Here is a 15856-nt window from a genome sequence, read left to right on the forward strand (position 1 = left end):
ACCGAAATAAAGCGGGTACGGGCGGTCGAGTTTCTTTATGAAATCACAGTCGCAGTCTGGGGGATTATGTTCGCTTTCCGTAGTTCGGCGATCTCGTTATACAGATAGACCTCGGCTGAGAACTGCCTGTCACATCGGCAACTCTCTGAACTCGCCTGACGGCATGCCTTTGCATGCGGCCCATGCGCGCACATATTCGAAGAGTTCCTCGGTTGCCCGGATCGAGGCGGCGTAGACCTCGTGCCACAGAGACTCTGGAATCACGTGGGGCTGTAGGGGCACGCTCATGAGGAGCGAGCGTTCCCCGGAGCTCTGCACTGTCGTGATCATGTGATTAAGGGAGAAGTGCACCCATCCTGAGGTCTTGTCGTAGACGTCTGGCGCCCAAGGATGGGCTGCTGCGGCCAGATCCTTCAGTCGTCCGTCGCTGAGCTTCTTGCCCTCGGAGTCCTTCAACTTGCGGAACTCCTCACCTCGTAGAAGCGCCTTGGATAGTTCATCGGCGTTAGCGCAGCGGGCGGCGTAGTGGGCGCGAAACAGCGTGTCAAGCTGCAACCGTAGCAGGGGAGCGGCGGCGTGGATGTTGTAGGAGTCGACGGCATCGATCAAGGCGTCCACGACGCCATAGCTGCGCTGGACCATCGACGTGACTAGGAAGTCCGTCTGGTACAGCCGTCCCTCGTCCACGGAGAATGTCAGTGCTGCGACATCGAGGTGCCGACGCCGGAGCTCGTCGAGTCGCTCGCGCGGTGGCATCAGGTCCGGGAGCCTCGTCGCTGAGCTGCCTGGCGGTATCGGCTTTGGCTGTCGAGGGAGCCGTCCGGCGGCTTCGAGTTGTCTGTCCATGGCTCCAGTATCTCCTCCTATGTCTCCTCCCACGTGGACGGGCAGTGACCTTTACGATGTGCGTAACAAGGCGAAAAGGTCTGTGGGTCAGTTTGAACTTGGTCCGTTATCGACGTCGTGGGGTTCAGGTTCAGCGTGTTGCTCTGACCGGCGGTTGCTCCGTACTGCGACATCCACTGGAACATTTACTGGAACATGTGTTGCAGTAGCTCAGAGGAGCCTCCAGGAGGCGCGAGGATCGTGGTCGGACTTGCCGTCCCAGCGCACCAGATCGGCCTCCAACAGCGACTCCAGGGCACGCTTCGCTGTCGGGCGCGCGATACCGGCAAGTTCTGCGACCTGCCCAGTTCCCAAGGGGCGGTTCTGAAGGCGTAGAACGTCGAGGACTACACGCGCGCTCTTGGTCAGCCCATCGAGCACTGCGGGGGCCACGGCGTCGGAGGCCTTCAATGTGAGTGTGACCGAGGAAGCGCTTTGCCGGTAGATGGGATTAGCCAGCCCTCGTCGGTGCATCTCATGGAAGATGCGCTTGATCCCCTCGCCGAGTTCTCGCGTAATACCCATGTCTGCGCACACCCGGGCGATGCGTGGATTTCGTGCATAGCGCGAGATGGTCAACGGTGAGGAGGTGTCGGCGAAGCCGGGGAACCGTCCGGGTGAGGTGATCTCGATGCGGTGCGGGAAGATCTCAACACGGATGTGATCGCCCATCATGCTGTAGGAGCGGTGGACGACGGCGTTTACGACGCCCTCCAGCCAGGCGTCGCGGGGGATGATGGGCACCCGTTCGAAGCGTCCGCTCTCCGTCAGTTGCTGCGGTGCAGGAGTGAGACGCTCGACGGCGGCAGCGGCTTCGACTATCTGCTGGGGGAGCGGGCCTTCGATGCGAACATCGTCGAGGAGGGTCATCTCCGACCCGACACCTCGCTCGTCATCGTCATACTTGAGGACTCGAATGTAGGCGCTGGGGAAGTCTCGCTGCGGGCGAGTATCGAAGAGCAGAGTAGCGGCGGCCGTCACCTGCCCGCGACGGTTGAGCAGATCGCGAGCATGCAGCATTTCGACATTGCTGGACGAGCCGATGGCAACTCGATAGGAGTTCATGAGCGTCTCGTCAAGATCGTTGACGGTGAGATCGGCAGGGGTTGCCTCGAACGTCTGGCTGCCCCTGTCATAGGCGAGTTCTTGCTGTTCCGCGAGGGACAGACGGCGTGATTCATCGCCGATACGCAAGTAGCAGTCCCCCGACTTGGTCGTGTGGATGGTGTCGCCCGGATCGACGTGGACGATCAGGACGGCCTTGTCATCGACGTCCAAGCGTGTGACCTGTGCTCGCACCGGTGGCACGGTGAAATCAATGGGGGCTTGTCGGATCTCGTTCTCCGCTTGCTGTGACACTCCATCGATCTGTCCGTTGCTGAGCCCGATCGCCAAGGTGCCGCCCTCGGCATTGGCGAAGGCCACCATAGGGCGTGCCAAGTCTTTGACCGCTGCGCGCCCAGACTTGCGTTCGAACCACTGGTCCTCGTCAAGAGACAGGAGTGCGGCGACAGCTTGGGCAGCAGGCTTGCCTAAGGCCGTGTTGACATCCTTTGAACTCATAGTTCTACTGTAACAGTGTTCCAGTAGTTGTCAGTGAGCGTGGGGTCATGACGCGTGAATAGGGATCGGACTGGTCGGGTGGAACCACCCCCAGGAAACAATTGGTCGTAGAACCCGGTCGAGTTCCGGTTTAACGTCTGAGGCCTGGAGGTAAGACATGAGCTCTATGAGTATTAAGAAGAGAATTAGGTGAGGTTCGACTAGCTGCAGGCCTGGCATTTATGTCAGAAGCTGCATGCGATAACTCTGAGTTGAACGAGGATCGCAATCTCTGCGCATGAGGTTGAGATAAGAGGGGGTTCCTGGCCTAGAGGGGTGACTACTTCCTTGGCAGATTCTTCTACGCTGCATGAGAGCGCATGAAAGAGGATATGGCAAAGCTCCTCTGAACGAGCGGTTCCCTACTCGCATGATCTCGATTACCCACGGGGGTGAGGTTCGGGTGACGCCTGGTACATCCTCTCAAGTGCTACCGCACATTCGCTTCAGGTAGCAACGGGCCGCCCTTTCAGCCACTATCCCCGCGCGTGAGCGCAGTCATCGAAGCCGCAAGAACCTGACTAAGAATGAGTCAAGTCAGGTTGGAGGGGGGCTGGAGGGGGTAGCTCTGTGACCTTGGTACGCGATTCCTCGTGGGTAGCACTCGTGCTGCGCTCATGTGCATGAGTCTTGTGAACCCGCCTATGGAGCACCTGTCACAAAGGGAATTGCGCAACGAATCTGGCCGTGTCCTGCGAGCGGTGAGTGAAGGTCACTCCTTTGTCCTCACGAACAAGGGGCAATCAGTTGGGCGCCTTGTTCCTTTGGAAGCTCCCCAACCTGGTCTTGTGATCGTGAGATCGGCGCGACGTCGCGGCGGTTGGCGCGAGCTTGGAATTACCAGGAAAGCGATACACGTACCTCTGCCGGAGACTCTCGAGGAGTTGCGGGAGGACCGTCTGTGATGGCTGATCGCCTTGTTTATGTTGACACCTCTGCACTTGGGGCCTTGCTGGTCGAACAGCCAGAAAGTGATGCTCTCCTTGAGTGGCTGGACGGGACCTCTGCAACGCTGGTGTCGTCGGATCTTCTCGAGGTTGAACTGCGCCGACTGGCAGTTCGTGAGGGTCTAGACCAAAGGGATGTGACAAGCCTCCTCGACGGGGTCTCCTTGGCTGCGTTGGATCGCGCCGTGTATCGCAGTGCTGGATTCCTTCCCATGACCTACCTGCGCACTCTCGATGCGCTGCACTTGGAAGCCGCCATCCGGCTCAATGTGGATGCGATCCTGACCTGCGATCGTCCACTCGCCGACGCGGCTCGATCCATTGGGCTCGACGTTATCGCCCCGAGTGTCATCGTTTGAGAGCGTTCCGAATGCGCGACCAAGGCGTTCCAGAATGCGCGTGCTGGGATACTGGCCGCATGTTATTCGCTGAGGATCTTTTTGACGCAGCTGTGCTCCGAAGGGGCGCAGGTTATGCCTGTTGATCCTGATTCTCCGACGCTTGTATGGGCTGGGCTGAGCATGTAATCCATTCTCGGTGTGGTTGCTGAGTGCACAGGGGATATGGTCCTTGCGGGTGGATGGGTACGCGTCTTCTGCTGGCATTCAACCCAGGCACTGGGGCTGCGCCGACGCCAACGCCCTGAGTCGGCTGCCCCTCCCTCGCGACGGCCGTAAGGCGACTGTAGACCTCAGTCAGCAGGGGGTGGGCGGTAGATCTGCTGGCGGCGTCCTCGTTCTGACGAGGGCGGGGCGTGAACGCTTGGTCGGCGCCTCGCAGCGCCTCCTTGAGCCTCGCAACGGTGGGCTCTGCAAGTTCTACAATATCCATTGCCCTTGCGTACGGGATAGCGTACGCTCAGTGTGGAGGTGAGAGCGATGGTTGCTGTCAGTGTCACATCTGCCCGTGCGAACCTGTATCGCTTGATCGACCAGGTCAACGAAGATGCACAACCTTTGACGATCACAGGTCAGAGGGGAAACGCAGTCCTGGTGGGTGAGGACGATTGGCGAGCGATTCAGGAGACCCTCTTCCTCGTGTCGATTCCGGGAATGACAGAGTCCATTCGAACTGCTCGCGCTGAAGGTGTGGATGCTGGTTCGGAGGTGCTCGACTGGTGAGTGGGTGGAAGATCGTCTACTCACGCCAGGCTCAGAAAGATGCAAAGAAGCTTGCTGGAGCAGGTTTGAAGGCCAAAGCGCAGATGCTCCTTGCCGTCATTGAGGAGGACCCCTTCCGTGCGCCGCCTCGGTTCGAGAAACTGGTCGGCGACTTGGCTGGCTGCTATTCGCGCCGCATCAACATCCAGCACAGGCTGGTCTATGAAGTTCTTGCTGACGAAAACGTCGTTCACGTCCTTCGTATGTGGACACACTACGAATGAGGGGATTGGAGCGAACTAGTTTGGTCATTCGATGGTCGTGCCATCGGGGGTGATGACCTCATACGGATCCCACTCGACTCTGGGGCCAGTTGCCCCGACTGCCTGTGCCACCAGGAATTCAGTAAACACACAAAGGAGCTCACTTACCGGCGCTCGGACGCCGTGGCAGTGATTCCACTGGCACTGGTTGGACCGTAGAGCAGCAACTGACAAGAGAGTCCCCTGCAACATCTCAAGAACGGCCCGTTTGTGTCGGATAGTCTTGAGCGATGAGTATTGCAACAGGATTGCCGGAGGTCATTCTCCGGGTTGCCGCAGAAGATGAGCTCGATGAGTTCAAGAGGCGTCTCCAAAGGTCCTTCTTGACGGCGGCCGTCGCGGAATTGGGATGGGATGAGTCCGAACCGATCCCGTCCGACGAGGACATCGAGGATTCTTTTCGGGCACCGCGCGCGCAGGTCCTCCAGGTCATGCACGAGGGTGTGTCGGTGGGAGGGATGGTCCTGTCCTTCGACGAGGGCGGGGAACGAGGCAGCCTTGACCTGTTCTTCCTCGATGAACCCTCGCAAGGCAAGGGGATCGGCCAGGCTGCTTGGTGTGCGGTCGAGAGACGTTACCCTTCCGTCCGCTTGTGGGAGACGGTTACCCTGTACTTCGAGAAGCGGAACATTCACTTCTATGTGAACAAGTGCGGCTTCCACATCGTTGAGTTCTTTCATCCGGGGCACCCCGAACCGCACAAATCTCGGGAGGCGGGCGAGGAACCTGACTACATGTTCCGCTTCGAGAAGGCTCTCTGAGCAAATGAGGGCGCCCTTCCCTTCGAGCTCTGTTCTACGCGCTTCGCATCCATGTGAGTTCTGGCTGAGGCGCCCTCGTCCTCGGCGCCTGCACAAACACAGGCACGGATCAGTCCGCTAGCACCGCTGCCTCCGGCAACACGGGCGACACCTACACGACAAGCGAAGCCACCTACGGCACCGCCACTTTCACCATCGTGGACAACCCCGGTGACGGCAAGACCCTGTCCCTTGCGGCAGGGGAGAACGCCTTCACACTCATCGACGTCGAAGCCGGCGGACGGACCCTTGCGTTCAAGGACATGAACGGCAACGGGCCCCTGGACACGTGGGAAGACTGGCGCCTGACCGACTCCACTGTTCGCAACCTGGCCTGGCTCATCCAGTCCGGCATGTATGAGAACCCCTACGTCGATCTTGAGGACTCCAAGGCCAGTGTCGGCGACGCCAAGAAGACCAATGCTTAGAAGAATGCGAACCTGAACTCCATCGTCATGACGAAGAACGACGGTGTCATTGTCGCCTCCGATGCTGCTGATTGGAAGGACAAGACCGTCTACGTGCCCAAGGTCGGCGAGTTCCGGTTTAACGTCTGACGGCATTGGCCTGCTGAGTCCTGCCCCGGTGGTGCGAGCGTCAGAACGTGTCGAAAAAACGACAAAATTTCGACATGTCCCGAGGATGTGTCGATGACGTCGACAGATGCTCAGGCGCCAAGGGGTGACAGCTTTCGGCTGGCCCACGCTCATACAGCTCCGCGTCGTCGACAAGGAGACTTGGTTCTAGGGCAGGTTTCCCGACGTTTTCATTGGAAAACCAGGGTTTTCTACTTGTGGGATCGGGTATGGCGGCTTCATGCCGCACCTGAAGCGACCTGTCCTTACAGCTCTGGCCGGGCAGCCGGGAGGCATGCAGCCAACCGGGCGCTCTGGCCCAAATCCTTTAATGCCGCCCCGCTCGGTGTCATACTGGTTTTAAGTCTGCCGACTACGAGAGGGGCTACTAATGCCGGGAAAGTTCGAGGTCTACGAAGACAGCAGCGGTAAGTTCCGCTTCCGCCTGAAAGCAGGCAATGGTGAGGTCGTGGCCACCGGCCAGGCCTACGAGAGCAAAGCCGCAGCAGTCAAAGGCACCAAGGCGGTGCAGCGGGCAGCCGCAGAGGCCACTCTCAAAGATCTCACGGAGAACCCAGCCTGAGAAACCCAGGCACACAAGCGAAGCATCGGGGGCACGGAATAAACCTTCCGTGCCCCCGATGCTTACCTCAGCCCGCCGCGCCCAGCAGCACCAGAACCCCTGCGCTCCCAGAACCCGACCGCCCCACAAGCTTCGGCGCCCCGCACCTAGCCCCCACTAGCCAGCGACCACGGCTCGCACCGCGCACCGACGCCGTCGACCACCGCTAAAGGCGCTCAAGCTCCGCGATCTCAATGCTCCGCATCCCGAGCAGCCGCTCGTAGGCGCCCTCGCGCTGCAACAACTCCGCCAGATTGGCAGGCAGCACCTGCCAACTCACCCCAAAGCGGTCCACCAACCAGCCGCAGCGCTCCGCCTCCGGTACCGCGCTCAAGGCCTGCCACACCCGGTCAATCTCCGCCTGGTCCGCACAGTGCACCACAAAGGACGAACCCGCAGTGAACTCAAAACTGTGCCCCGGACCAGAATCCATGACACTGAAATGCGTCCCACCTAGCAGCGCGTCTGCAAAAGCCACCGCTCCCTCTGGCGCACCCGGACCAGCCCAGGGCTGGCGATGTAACACCTGGCTCCCCGGGATCGCAGCCACCCACTCCTCTAAAGCCACCCCCGCTTGCCAAAGCACAGGCTCCGTGAAAAGCACATTGGGCACCACAAAGGGCGCGGGATCGCCGTCGGGATTGGTGAGCATCAGTTGCCAGCTCAGCCCAAAACGGTCCTGCAACCAACCGTAGTGCGGCGAGTGCGGGTACTCACCCAGATCCATGCGCACCGTCGCGCCCTCACTGAGCACCGCCCAAACCTGATCCAGATACTCACACGCGTCCGGGAACACCGCCGGATCGAAGTTCAGCAGTAAGGAGATGGCAGGGGAAGGGGCTACGTCCGTCCCAGCATTGGTCAGACCAATCCGCTGCCCATGCAGCTCTAACTCCACCTGCATGGTGGTGCCCGCAAAGCGTTCCAGGAAGTCGGGCAGACCGGAATTGGGGTAGTCCACGTGAGTGACCACCTCGGCCTGCCGGAAGGCCCGCAGGTACAATTCCGCGGCCTCGTCGACGTCACCTGTGCACCAAAAGTTTGTAGAGATCATGGTTGGCAGCGTAGCGGAGGCCACACTGCTCCTGCGGGTAGCCGCCTGCTCACTGCAAGCCTCTGCTTACCGGCCTCACTCACCGGCTCCTGCTTACAGACGTCGATGGGGGTGCGGAGCCTTCTGCTCCGCACCCCCACCAGCAAGCCCGCAGCGGGATTAGGGCCTTTCCGTGCGCTGTTAGTTCTGAGCGGCGCGATAGCCGGCGCGCTGCGCCTGGGCCCCGTCAGCGAAGCACTCCTCAGGCTTGGTCTGGTTGTAGGCCCGCTGACCTGGGGAGTGGTAGATCCACTCACCTCGGCCGTTCTGGTTGCCCTTTACCGGTGCCCAAGTGGGGCAGGCGCTGCCGCTGGGCTGCACTCCCGCCTGCTTACCGCCAACTGCCTTGGCCGCCATGACGCCAGAACTCTGCAGGTAGTAGTCACCAACCCAAGTGTTCGTAACCATCGCGCCGGAACCGTTGAAGTAGTACCAGTTAGCGCCGTCTTCAAACCAGCCGGTTACCATCGCGCCGTTAGCGGTCAGGTAGTACCACTTGCCGCCGTCGGCCAGCCAGCGGTTCTCCAACATGGCGCCATTGCCGCCCAGGTAGTACCAGGTGCCGCCGGAGCTCATCCAGCGGTCGGTCTGCATGACGCCGCGGCCATCAAAGTAGTACCAGGTGGCGCCATCTGCGGCCCATGCAGTAGCCATCGCGCCGTTGGCGGTCAGGTAGTACCACTTGCCTGCGTCAGCTTTCCACTCGTCTTGCAACATTGCGCCGTCGGCACCCAGGTAGTACCAAGTATTACCGGAATTGAGCCAACGACTGGTCTGCACGGCGCCATTGCCCTCGAAGTAGAACCAAACGCTGTCGATCTTGGTCCATCCCACCGTCATTGCGCCAGTAGCGCCGAGGTAATAGTGGTGGCCGCCATCCTCAATCCAAGTTGAGGTCTGCTTGACGCCATCGCGGTAATAGAACCATTGCCCGCCGGACAGCTTCCAGCCCTTAACGGACGTGGCTGGTGCTGCGGTTGCGGTCTCGCGCGGGATGGGCTGTGCCAAGGGGAAAGCGGATGCGCTTGCCTCGGCAGTCAGTTTGGGGCGGGGGTATTGTCTGCGGCTGCAGGAGCAGCGGTGACCCCCAGTAGCGCCACGCTAGCCAGGACACTGAATGCGGCCTTACGAAGATGTCTCAAGGTGTTTCTCCAGTCGAGCGGTGCTGCGATTTATGCAATCACAGGAGTTCTGTCAACTCTGGTGTACACAAGCACATTGTCATCGACGATGAACGCTCGCCACTCTATCCGGCAACAGGCCGGCTAGCTAGAGGGGAGGTTCTGCTTCACTATTCCCAAGGCCCAAGGCCCAAGGCCCAAGGCCCAAGGCCCAAGGCCCAAGGCCCAAGGCCCAAGGGCCAAAGTCCAAGCGCTAGTCCGCTCGCTGAGATGAGGGGCGCGCCAAGCACCATCTGGGCGGCAAGATAGGCAGATAAGCAGATAAGCGCGGAAGCACATCAACCCAGGAGGTCTCATGATCAGGGTCGCAATCAATGGCTACGGCAACCTTGGCCGCGGCGCCGAGCAGGCGGTCAGCAAGAACGAGGACATGGAACTCGTCGTCGTCTTTACTCGCCGCGACCCTGCCACCGTCACCACCAAGGGTGCTCCCGTGGCCCATATAGAAGATATGACCGCCTGGGTGGGCAAGGTTGACGTCTGCCTGAACTGTGGCGGCTCCGCCACCGACCTGGTGGAACAGGGCCCGCAAGCCGCCGCCTTCTTCAACACCGTGGACTCTTTTGACACCCACGCCAAGATCCCGGAGTACTTCGCCGCCGTTGATGCCGCTGCCCAGGCTGCTGGCCACGTCTGCCTAATCTCCACCGGCTGGGACCCGGGCCTGTTCTCCATGCTGCGTGTCCTGGGGGAGGCCGTCCTGCCGGATTCCACCGTCACCACCTTCTGGGGCCCCGGCGTCTCTCAAGGACACTCTGACGCCCTGCGCCGGATCGACGGCGTCGTAGATGCCAAACAGTTCACCTTGCCCGTGCCCGCCACCGTGGCCGCCGTAAAGCACGGCGACGACGTCGAGCTGAGCACCCGCTCCATGCACACTCGCGACTGCTACGTGGTGGCTGCTGAGGGGGCAGACCAGGCCCGCATTGAAGCCGAGATCAAGGCCATGCCTAACTACTTTGCCGACTACGACACCACCGTCAACTTCATCAGTGCCGAAGAAATGGCCGCCAAGTACGCGGGCATTCCCCACGGCGGCACGGTGATTCGCCGCGGACACACCTCTGGAGGGGTGGCTGAGACCATCAACTTTGAGCTGGCCCTGGACTCTAATCCGGAGTTCACCGGCTCCGTCGTCGCCGCGATGGGCCGCGCCGTGGCCCGCAAGGCCGCCAGCGGACAGAAAGGCGCCATTACCGTCTTTGACGTGACGCTGGCTGAGCTCTCCGCTAAGAGCCCTGAGGAACTGCGCGCCCACTACCTGTGAGTCACTAAGGCCTGCTGCACGTCGCGCCCCCGCCCTAGCTAATTGCTGGGACGGGGGCACGATGCATTCAGGAGCACGCGGGCGCGGCCTCAGGGGCAGGTGAACTTGAGCTCATAGGATTTGAGCTCGCTCTCGGCTCCTGCACCCTGCACGGGCGCTTCGCCTTTGACGGTGTAGTTCTTGCCGTCAACACTCAGCTCCGCACTGCCCGTGCCACCGCCTGCGATATAGCTGAGAACTAGGTCGCCATTGCGGAGGTGGACGAGTCCGGCCTTGCCATCGGCGTCAACGACGAGGCTGGCGGCGTTCAGCTGACTGAGGTCACTACTGGCTTGGGTGGCGGCGATGCTGGTTGCGCCGTCCTGCTCCAGGCAAGCGACGCTTGGTGCATCCATCTTTATCTCTTTGCCGTCGGCCTTCCCGCTGAAGGAACCGCCCACTTTGGTGTCCTTGAGGTTCGAGATATCCGAGGCTGAATCGGATGGGGCCTTATTGTCCTTCACCCCGCTGTCCTTCAAGCTGCCATCAGCTTGTACGGTCGTCTGATTATATGGGAGCCGAAGGCGTATCCGCCTTTTTGCTGTTACCGCAGGCACCCACGCCAACAGCCAGCAGGGCGATCAGGGGAAGTGCGACGGCAGTCTTGAAATTCTTGCGGGTCATGGTTCAGCTTCGCTTCCATTCAGATCATCAGGGACTCAGCATGATGCTAACGAGTGCGTCAGCTGATCGCTCGGATGACCTCTCCCCGTTGACAGACGCTGGCCCGACCGTTAAGCCTCCTGCTCAAGGCTGACGCTTGCTGCGCGCTGCCCTAGGGTGACGCTATGAGCAATGCCGCCACCCCGCTGGTATCCGCCGCCGCGCTCCAAGCAGAGCTGGCCCAGGAATCAGCCAGTTGCCCAGCCGTGCTGGACGTGCGCTACCCCGGCCCTGGCTCACCCATAGACGGCCAGGCCCAATACCTGGCGGGGCACATCCCCGGGGCGGCCTACCTCTCCATGGACGATGTGCTCGCTGCCCCGCATATTCCTGGCGTCACCGGACGCCACCCCCTGCCAGCGCAAGCGGTGTTGCAGGCGGGACTTCGCGCTGCGGGAGTGAGCGCCGGACGGCCCGTCGTCGTCTATGACGACTGGAAGTCAATCGCGGCGGCGCGCGCCTGGTGGCTGCTGCGTTGGGCCGGCCACCGCGATGTGCGGGTGCTCGACGGCGGCTGGCAGGCCTGGCTGGCTTCCGGCGGCCCGCAGGAAACGGGGGAGACCCGACCCCAGCCAGGGGAATTCACGGTTCACGGTGGAAGCTGCAAGGTGGTCGACGCCGTAGGAGCCGCGCACCTCGCCCAGGAGGGCGTGCTGTTGGACGCCCGCCCGGCTAACCGCTTCCGGGGTGAGGACGAGACTATCGACCCGGTGGCTGGTCATATCCCTGGCGCGAAGTCTCTGCCTGCCCTGAGTCTGGTGGATGAAGGCGGCTGTTTCCTGCCAGCAGTGGAACTCCAGCGCCGCTTCGACGCCGTCGGGGCGCGGCGGGGCGTTGCCGTCGGCCTTTACTGCGGCTCGGGAATCCAGGCCTGCCACGCGGCCTTGGCCGCCGCAGCCTGCGGGGGAGTGGACGATGTGGCGGTCTATGCGGGTTCCTGGAGCGAGTGGATTACCGATCCCTCCCGCCCGGTGGCAGTGGGGCTTAACTGATCTCAGTTGCTTGGAGGTCGGTATCCAGCCTTGCTGCCGGAGGAATTGGCGGCTTGCGTGGACCACTCCAGAGGCAACGGCTAAGGCAGTACGAATCCTAGAAACTGACACGCCAGGGAGGGGTTGGGGTGGCATGTCGTGACAGATCCGTTATTATCTATGTCGGACCACCACCCCAAAGGCTCCCTGTCTTACCGACTGCACCTACTGGTCCGAGAGGATTCCTGATGAAGAGCATCGCACGTATCCCGCTGGCGCTGTGCGCCGGTGTGGCGCTGGCTATGGCCGCGCCATCTGCGGTATGCGCGACTGCCTCCGCTCAGGAAGTTGCAGCTGTCAGCCCAGCAGCGGCCTCAAACCAGGCCTCCGACTACGCAAGCGTGATTCTTGCGAAGGTCAACGAGCTGCGCAGCTCCCTTGGGCTGGCGCCGGTGACTCGCTACGTTCAACTGGACGCCATCTCCCAGCAATGGTCTGAGCACATGGCTAACACTGGACAGTTTGCGCATCGCAACCTCAGCGGCGGCGGCTTCCCGAAGGGCTACCGCAAGCTCTCTGAGAACATTGCCTACCGTTCCGGTGCACCTGGTGAAGATGTGGGTGCTGAGCTCTTCGAGCAGTGGCGCCACTCCCCAGGCCACTACCAGAACATGGTGGACCCCGAGGTCAACTCGATCGGGATTGGTGTGGCATACCAGGCCAGCAATGGCCAGTGGTATGGCACACAGAACTTTGCTTATTACGCTGACCCGGCTGGAGCGGGCCTCACCCCCACCGGCTCGCCTTCCGTGCCAGCGCCAGACAAGCCGTCCCCAGCGCCGAGTGCTGCACCAAAGCCTGACCCCAAGTCCACGACTGAGCCGACGGCTGCCCCCAAGCCGGAGGGAACTCCCGGCGTGACGCCCGCACCTCAGCCCAGTTCTGAGGCGAGTGCAGAGCCTGCCCCGCACGCAAGTGCTGCCCCATCGGCGAAGCCGAGTGCCACGCCGACGCCTAAGGCCAAGGCTGGCGCTGGCGGCGCAAAGCAGGTGCCCGTGCCTGTGGCTACTCCTGATCGTCAGGTGATTGCGCTGCCGACTCGTGGTTCTACGGGCGGCGCAACGGCGTCTCAGACCCCCGAAGTGGTGGTGGCAGCTCCTGAGCGCTCTAAGTCCGCGCCTAGTGCAGATTCGCTCCCGATGACTGGTGTGTCTTTGGGTGTAGCCATGGTTGCCTTGGGTCTGACGGGCGCTGGCGTCGTCGCTTTTACGGTGCGCGTACGCCGTCGGGCCTGAGGCCTTAAGCACGGCTCCTCTGAGCTGCTTTGATGCCGCTGGCACCCTAGGTGCATTGGTCGTTTAAGGCGCATGGCTTGGATTCTTAATCGACCCTGGTTACCATATGTGATGGTTTTGTAATCAACCACAAGTCCCTGTGCGTCATGGCGCCGTCCAGGTAGCGCGCGTTCCTGAGCGTGTTGCCTGCAGCTCATTGGCGCTGCACCAAGCCATATGGAGCATCAATGCCTGTGTCAGCAGAAAGTCGGTCGCGTTCTACGCTTTACGTAGGTTTGGCGCTGCTGCTCGCAGTTCTGATGATCGTTGTTCCTAGCAAGGTCATGGCTGCTGATGGGCCACTTGACGATTCCAGCCGGTCCATCTCCGGCAAGATCATCCTGCCCACAGGCGCTTCCCCCGAGTCCCTCCGCGGTGTAACCGTGACCGCTAACCCGACTGCTGGCGATGCTGAGCATGTGAGCGTCGCGGTTGACCCGACTACCGGAGCCTTCACCATTGATGGGTTGAAGCGGACCGAGTACACCCTGAGTGCCCGCGCCTCTAGGCAGGCGCCCGATGGCACGTGGATTAAACAGGATTTGGTTGGCTGGACCTACTACTACGGCAGTGGATATGCGTCCTCTGGTGCCCTGGTGTTTGACCTGTGGCGCACCAGTCTGCAGGACCTAGATATGCCGCTTGAACTGGGGCACGCGATCTCTGGGACGGTCATTCTGCCTGTGGGGGCCAGCGCCGACTGGTGGCAGTACGTGCAGGTCAATGCGGACCTAATAGCCGGTGGTGAGATCCAGCCCTCAGTAGAGGTTGACCCGCAGAACGGCACCTACACAATCAGGCGCCTGCCCGCAGGCACCTACCTGGTGACCGCCTATGCCAGCGGCGAGCCCACCGGTCAGTTGGAGACCAAGCAGCCCTACTATTACGGCTGCTCCTACGGTTGTAAGTGGACCGAGGCGAAGCCCCTTGAGCTGACCGTTGGAAATATTGAAAAGGTTGACCTGGCCTTGGCTCGCAAGGGTGAACCGGTGCCAGTTGCACCGCGTCACGACGTGGTGGTCATTCCGACACCCGAGCCCGCTCCAACCGACCCACCTTCGGCCACGCCGTCTGCAACTCCGAGTGTCGAGCCAAGCTCGCTGCCTTCGGCTTCCGCTGAGCCGACTGCTGCTCCGTCTGCTTCTGCCGCTCCGAGCGCCACGCCGACAGCAGTTCCGAGTGTCGAGCCGACCACGGCTCCGACGACGCCCGCACCGGCGGTGCCTTCTGCCACGCCGTCTACAGCTCCTAGTGTCGAGCCGACCGCTGTCCCGTCTGCTTCTGCCGCTCCGAGCGCCACGCCGACAGCAGTTCCGAGTGTCGAGCCGACCACGGCTCCGACGACGCCCGCACCGGCGGTGCCCTCCGCGACTCCTTCTGCTGCGCCCACTGCGGAGCCCACCGCTGCGCCTGCGCCCGCACCCCAGGAGCAGCCAACTCCCCAGAAGCCTGGAGGCTCGTCCAACGGTCAGGCACCTGGTATGCCTGATGAGCCGCAAGTCGACGTACCAGCCCCGGGGCTGGAGCCTTCTGCTGCGCCTACTCCGCTGAAGCCGCGCGCGACCGACGCACCGCACAAGCAATCGGGGGACCAGCCTCAGGCTGGCCACAGCACGCCAACAGCCACAGCCTCGGCCGCTCCAGAGCCCCAGGTAGTCGCCCCGGCAAATGACTCCAAGCCCCCTGCTAAGAAGGGTGGCGTCATCGCTGCCATGTCCCAAACCGGCGTCAGCCTCAGCTACCTGCTGGTCGGTGCCGGCCTGCTGGGGGCGGGCCTGACTCTGCACCTCCTGCGACGCCGACGCGCCTAGCACCCTCCCGCCACCGGCCCTGCGGCATCATTGGCGCATGACCGGCATCGACAGTAACGCCACCCAGCAGGCAGCCACAGCCAACTCGGCCGCGGCCAAGCCCAGCCCGGTCAAGCCAGATCAGCAGCTGATCGTCCGCCCAGCTCGGGCAGACGACGTACACCGCGTCGCCCTGCTGCTAACCCTGCGCGGTCGCGAACTGGACCAAACCATTGTGGAAGCCCCCGCAATGATCGAGGCCTTCCCGGTCCTGCTCCTAGCTCGCCTGGTAGAACCTGCTGCGGTGCTTGAAGACGAGGACTCCCAGGCCCCACCCGTTGCCTTGGCTGGAGCCTTCGTGCTCCCTGCCGCCGAAGACCACGCCGAACAGTGGATGGTCACCGGCCCGATCGTAGATCCCGACTGCCCGCGAGGCGGCATTGGCCGTGAACTGCTGGGCGCCGTCGTGGAGGCCGTCGCAGCCCTGGACCCCGGAAGCGAATTGCACGCCGTAGTCCCAGCCGACGCCCATGCCACCATCGCCCTGCACCGCAGCCTCGGCTTCACCGAGCAGTCCCGCAGCCACAGCTTTGACGAACTGGACTTCGGTGAAGACACAGCCCTGCTGCTGGTCCGCCAAAGCACGCCGCCAGCGCAGGCCTAA

The 15856-nt window shown here is 62.0% G+C and carries 17 protein-coding genes; 12 read left to right on the forward strand and 5 right to left on the reverse strand.

The window, feature by feature from the left end; genetic code table 11:
• Positions 1 to 129 precede the first annotated feature (129 nt).
• Both DR039_RS04135 and DR039_RS04140 read right to left on the reverse strand, forming a co-directional pair.
• Positions 130 to 756, reverse strand: coding sequence for a hypothetical protein (locus tag DR039_RS04135; RefSeq protein WP_126622177.1), 627 nt, complete (start codon positions 754 to 756; stop codon positions 130 to 132).
• A gap of 300 nt (positions 757 to 1056) precedes the next feature.
• Positions 1057 to 2448, reverse strand: coding sequence for an ATP-binding protein (locus DR039_RS04140; protein WP_111836154.1), 1392 nt, complete (start codon positions 2446 to 2448; stop codon positions 1057 to 1059).
• 683 nt (positions 2449 to 3131) lie between these two features.
• Between DR039_RS04140 and DR039_RS11760 the strand changes: the two genes are divergently transcribed.
• The 7 genes from DR039_RS11760 to DR039_RS04175 all read left to right on the forward strand — a co-directional run bounded on the left by DR039_RS11760 (position 3132) and on the right by DR039_RS04175 (position 6815).
• Positions 3132 to 3392: a type II toxin-antitoxin system Phd/YefM family antitoxin gene (locus DR039_RS11760; RefSeq protein WP_407641275.1), complete on the forward strand. Its 261-nt coding sequence runs from the start codon at positions 3132 to 3134 to the stop codon at positions 3390 to 3392.
• Positions 3392 to 3793, forward strand: a complete 402-nt coding sequence (locus DR039_RS04150; protein WP_111836155.1) for a type II toxin-antitoxin system VapC family toxin — start codon at positions 3392 to 3394, stop codon at positions 3791 to 3793. The genes DR039_RS11760 and DR039_RS04150 overlap by 1 nt, the downstream gene beginning before the upstream one ends.
• Positions 3794 to 4312: 519 nt before the next feature.
• On the forward strand, positions 4313 to 4555 hold the full coding sequence (locus DR039_RS04155) for a type II toxin-antitoxin system Phd/YefM family antitoxin (protein WP_111836156.1): 243 nt from the start codon (positions 4313 to 4315) through the stop codon (positions 4553 to 4555).
• Positions 4552 to 4818 (forward strand): Txe/YoeB family addiction module toxin, encoded by a 267-nt coding sequence (locus tag DR039_RS04160; protein WP_111836157.1) that lies wholly within the window; start codon positions 4552 to 4554, stop codon positions 4816 to 4818. The genes DR039_RS04155 and DR039_RS04160 overlap by 4 nt, the downstream gene beginning before the upstream one ends.
• 269 nt (positions 4819 to 5087) lie before the next feature.
• Positions 5088 to 5618: a GNAT family N-acetyltransferase gene (locus tag DR039_RS04165; protein WP_111836158.1), complete on the forward strand. Its 531-nt coding sequence runs from the start codon at positions 5088 to 5090 to the stop codon at positions 5616 to 5618.
• A 197-nt stretch (positions 5619 to 5815) separates the two neighbouring features.
• The gene (locus DR039_RS04170; RefSeq protein WP_111836159.1) at positions 5816 to 6085 is read left to right on the forward strand and encodes a hypothetical protein; all 270 of its coding nucleotides are present in this window, start codon (positions 5816 to 5818) and stop codon (positions 6083 to 6085) included.
• Positions 6086 to 6623: 538 nt separating this feature from the next.
• Positions 6624 to 6815 carry a YegP family protein gene (locus tag DR039_RS04175; RefSeq protein ID WP_111836160.1) on the forward strand — a complete coding sequence of 64 codons (192 nt, stop codon included), beginning with the start codon at positions 6624 to 6626 and terminating at the stop codon, positions 6813 to 6815.
• 205 nt (positions 6816 to 7020) lie between these two features.
• On the opposite strand, the gene DR039_RS04180 is transcribed toward DR039_RS04175, so the two are convergent.
• Both DR039_RS04180 and DR039_RS04185 read right to left on the reverse strand, forming a co-directional pair.
• Positions 7021 to 7908: a VOC family protein gene (locus DR039_RS04180; protein WP_111836392.1), complete on the reverse strand. Its 888-nt coding sequence runs from the start codon at positions 7906 to 7908 to the stop codon at positions 7021 to 7023.
• 180 nt (positions 7909 to 8088) lie between these two features.
• The gene (locus DR039_RS04185; RefSeq protein ID WP_111836161.1) at positions 8089 to 8955 is read right to left on the reverse strand and encodes a sunset domain-containing protein; all 867 of its coding nucleotides are present in this window, start codon (positions 8953 to 8955) and stop codon (positions 8089 to 8091) included.
• A gap of 468 nt (positions 8956 to 9423) precedes the next feature.
• On the opposite strand from DR039_RS04185, the gene DR039_RS04195 reads away from it, so the two are divergent.
• On the forward strand, positions 9424 to 10395 hold the full coding sequence (locus DR039_RS04195) for a diaminopimelate dehydrogenase (protein ID WP_111836163.1): 972 nt from the start codon (positions 9424 to 9426) through the stop codon (positions 10393 to 10395).
• An 89-nt stretch (positions 10396 to 10484) separates the two neighbouring features.
• Here DR039_RS04195 and DR039_RS04200 read toward each other — a convergent pair whose 3' ends face one another.
• Complete coding sequence (locus DR039_RS04200; protein WP_170166845.1) at positions 10485 to 10898, reverse strand: lipoprotein LpqH; 414 nt, start codon at positions 10896 to 10898, stop codon at positions 10485 to 10487.
• 324 nt (positions 10899 to 11222) lie between these two features.
• Between DR039_RS04200 and DR039_RS04205 the strand changes: the two genes are divergently transcribed.
• From DR039_RS04205 to DR039_RS04220, 4 genes are all read left to right on the forward strand, one after another.
• Positions 11223 to 12089: a sulfurtransferase gene (locus tag DR039_RS04205; RefSeq protein WP_111836165.1), complete on the forward strand. Its 867-nt coding sequence runs from the start codon at positions 11223 to 11225 to the stop codon at positions 12087 to 12089.
• A gap of 227 nt (positions 12090 to 12316) precedes the next feature.
• Positions 12317 to 13363, forward strand: a complete 1047-nt coding sequence (locus tag DR039_RS04210; RefSeq protein ID WP_111836166.1) for a CAP domain-containing protein — start codon at positions 12317 to 12319, stop codon at positions 13361 to 13363.
• Positions 13364 to 13590: 227 nt separating this feature from the next.
• Positions 13591 to 15213, forward strand: coding sequence for a peptidase associated/transthyretin-like domain-containing protein (locus DR039_RS04215; protein WP_126622179.1), 1623 nt, complete (start codon positions 13591 to 13593; stop codon positions 15211 to 15213).
• A 37-nt stretch (positions 15214 to 15250) separates the two neighbouring features.
• Entirely contained in the window at positions 15251 to 15856 is a 606-nt protein-coding gene (locus DR039_RS04220; RefSeq protein ID WP_111836168.1) for a GNAT family N-acetyltransferase, read from the forward strand.

It is taken from the genome of Actinomyces bovis, assembly GCF_900444995.1.
GTDB classification, from domain to species: domain Bacteria; phylum Actinomycetota; class Actinomycetes; order Actinomycetales; family Actinomycetaceae; genus Actinomyces; species Actinomyces bovis.

Coding starts and splice junctions, on each gene's coding strand:
- DR039_RS04165 (WP_111836158.1), top strand. CDS start 5,088: ATGAGTATTGCAACAGGATTGCCGGAGGTCATTCTCCGGGTTGCCGCA.
- DR039_RS04205 (WP_111836165.1), top strand. CDS start 11,223: ATGAGCAATGCCGCCACCCCGCTGGTATCCGCCGCCGCGCTCCAAGCA.
- DR039_RS04175 (WP_111836160.1), top strand. CDS start 6,624: ATGCCGGGAAAGTTCGAGGTCTACGAAGACAGCAGCGGTAAGTTCCGC.
- DR039_RS04220 (WP_111836168.1), top strand. CDS start 15,251: ATGACCGGCATCGACAGTAACGCCACCCAGCAGGCAGCCACAGCCAAC.
- DR039_RS04155 (WP_111836156.1), top strand. CDS start 4,313: ATGGTTGCTGTCAGTGTCACATCTGCCCGTGCGAACCTGTATCGCTTG.
- DR039_RS04135 (WP_126622177.1), bottom strand. CDS start 756: ATGCCACCGCGCGAGCGACTCGACGAGCTCCGGCGTCGGCACCTCGAT.
- DR039_RS04180 (WP_111836392.1), bottom strand. CDS start 7,908: ATGATCTCTACAAACTTTTGGTGCACAGGTGACGTCGACGAGGCCGCG.
- DR039_RS04140 (WP_111836154.1), bottom strand. CDS start 2,448: ATGAGTTCAAAGGATGTCAACACGGCCTTAGGCAAGCCTGCTGCCCAA.
- DR039_RS04210 (WP_111836166.1), top strand. CDS start 12,317: ATGAAGAGCATCGCACGTATCCCGCTGGCGCTGTGCGCCGGTGTGGCG.
- DR039_RS04195 (WP_111836163.1), top strand. CDS start 9,424: ATGATCAGGGTCGCAATCAATGGCTACGGCAACCTTGGCCGCGGCGCC.
- DR039_RS11760 (WP_407641275.1), top strand. CDS start 3,132: ATGGAGCACCTGTCACAAAGGGAATTGCGCAACGAATCTGGCCGTGTC.
- DR039_RS04150 (WP_111836155.1), top strand. CDS start 3,392: ATGGCTGATCGCCTTGTTTATGTTGACACCTCTGCACTTGGGGCCTTG.
- DR039_RS04215 (WP_126622179.1), top strand. CDS start 13,591: ATGCCTGTGTCAGCAGAAAGTCGGTCGCGTTCTACGCTTTACGTAGGT.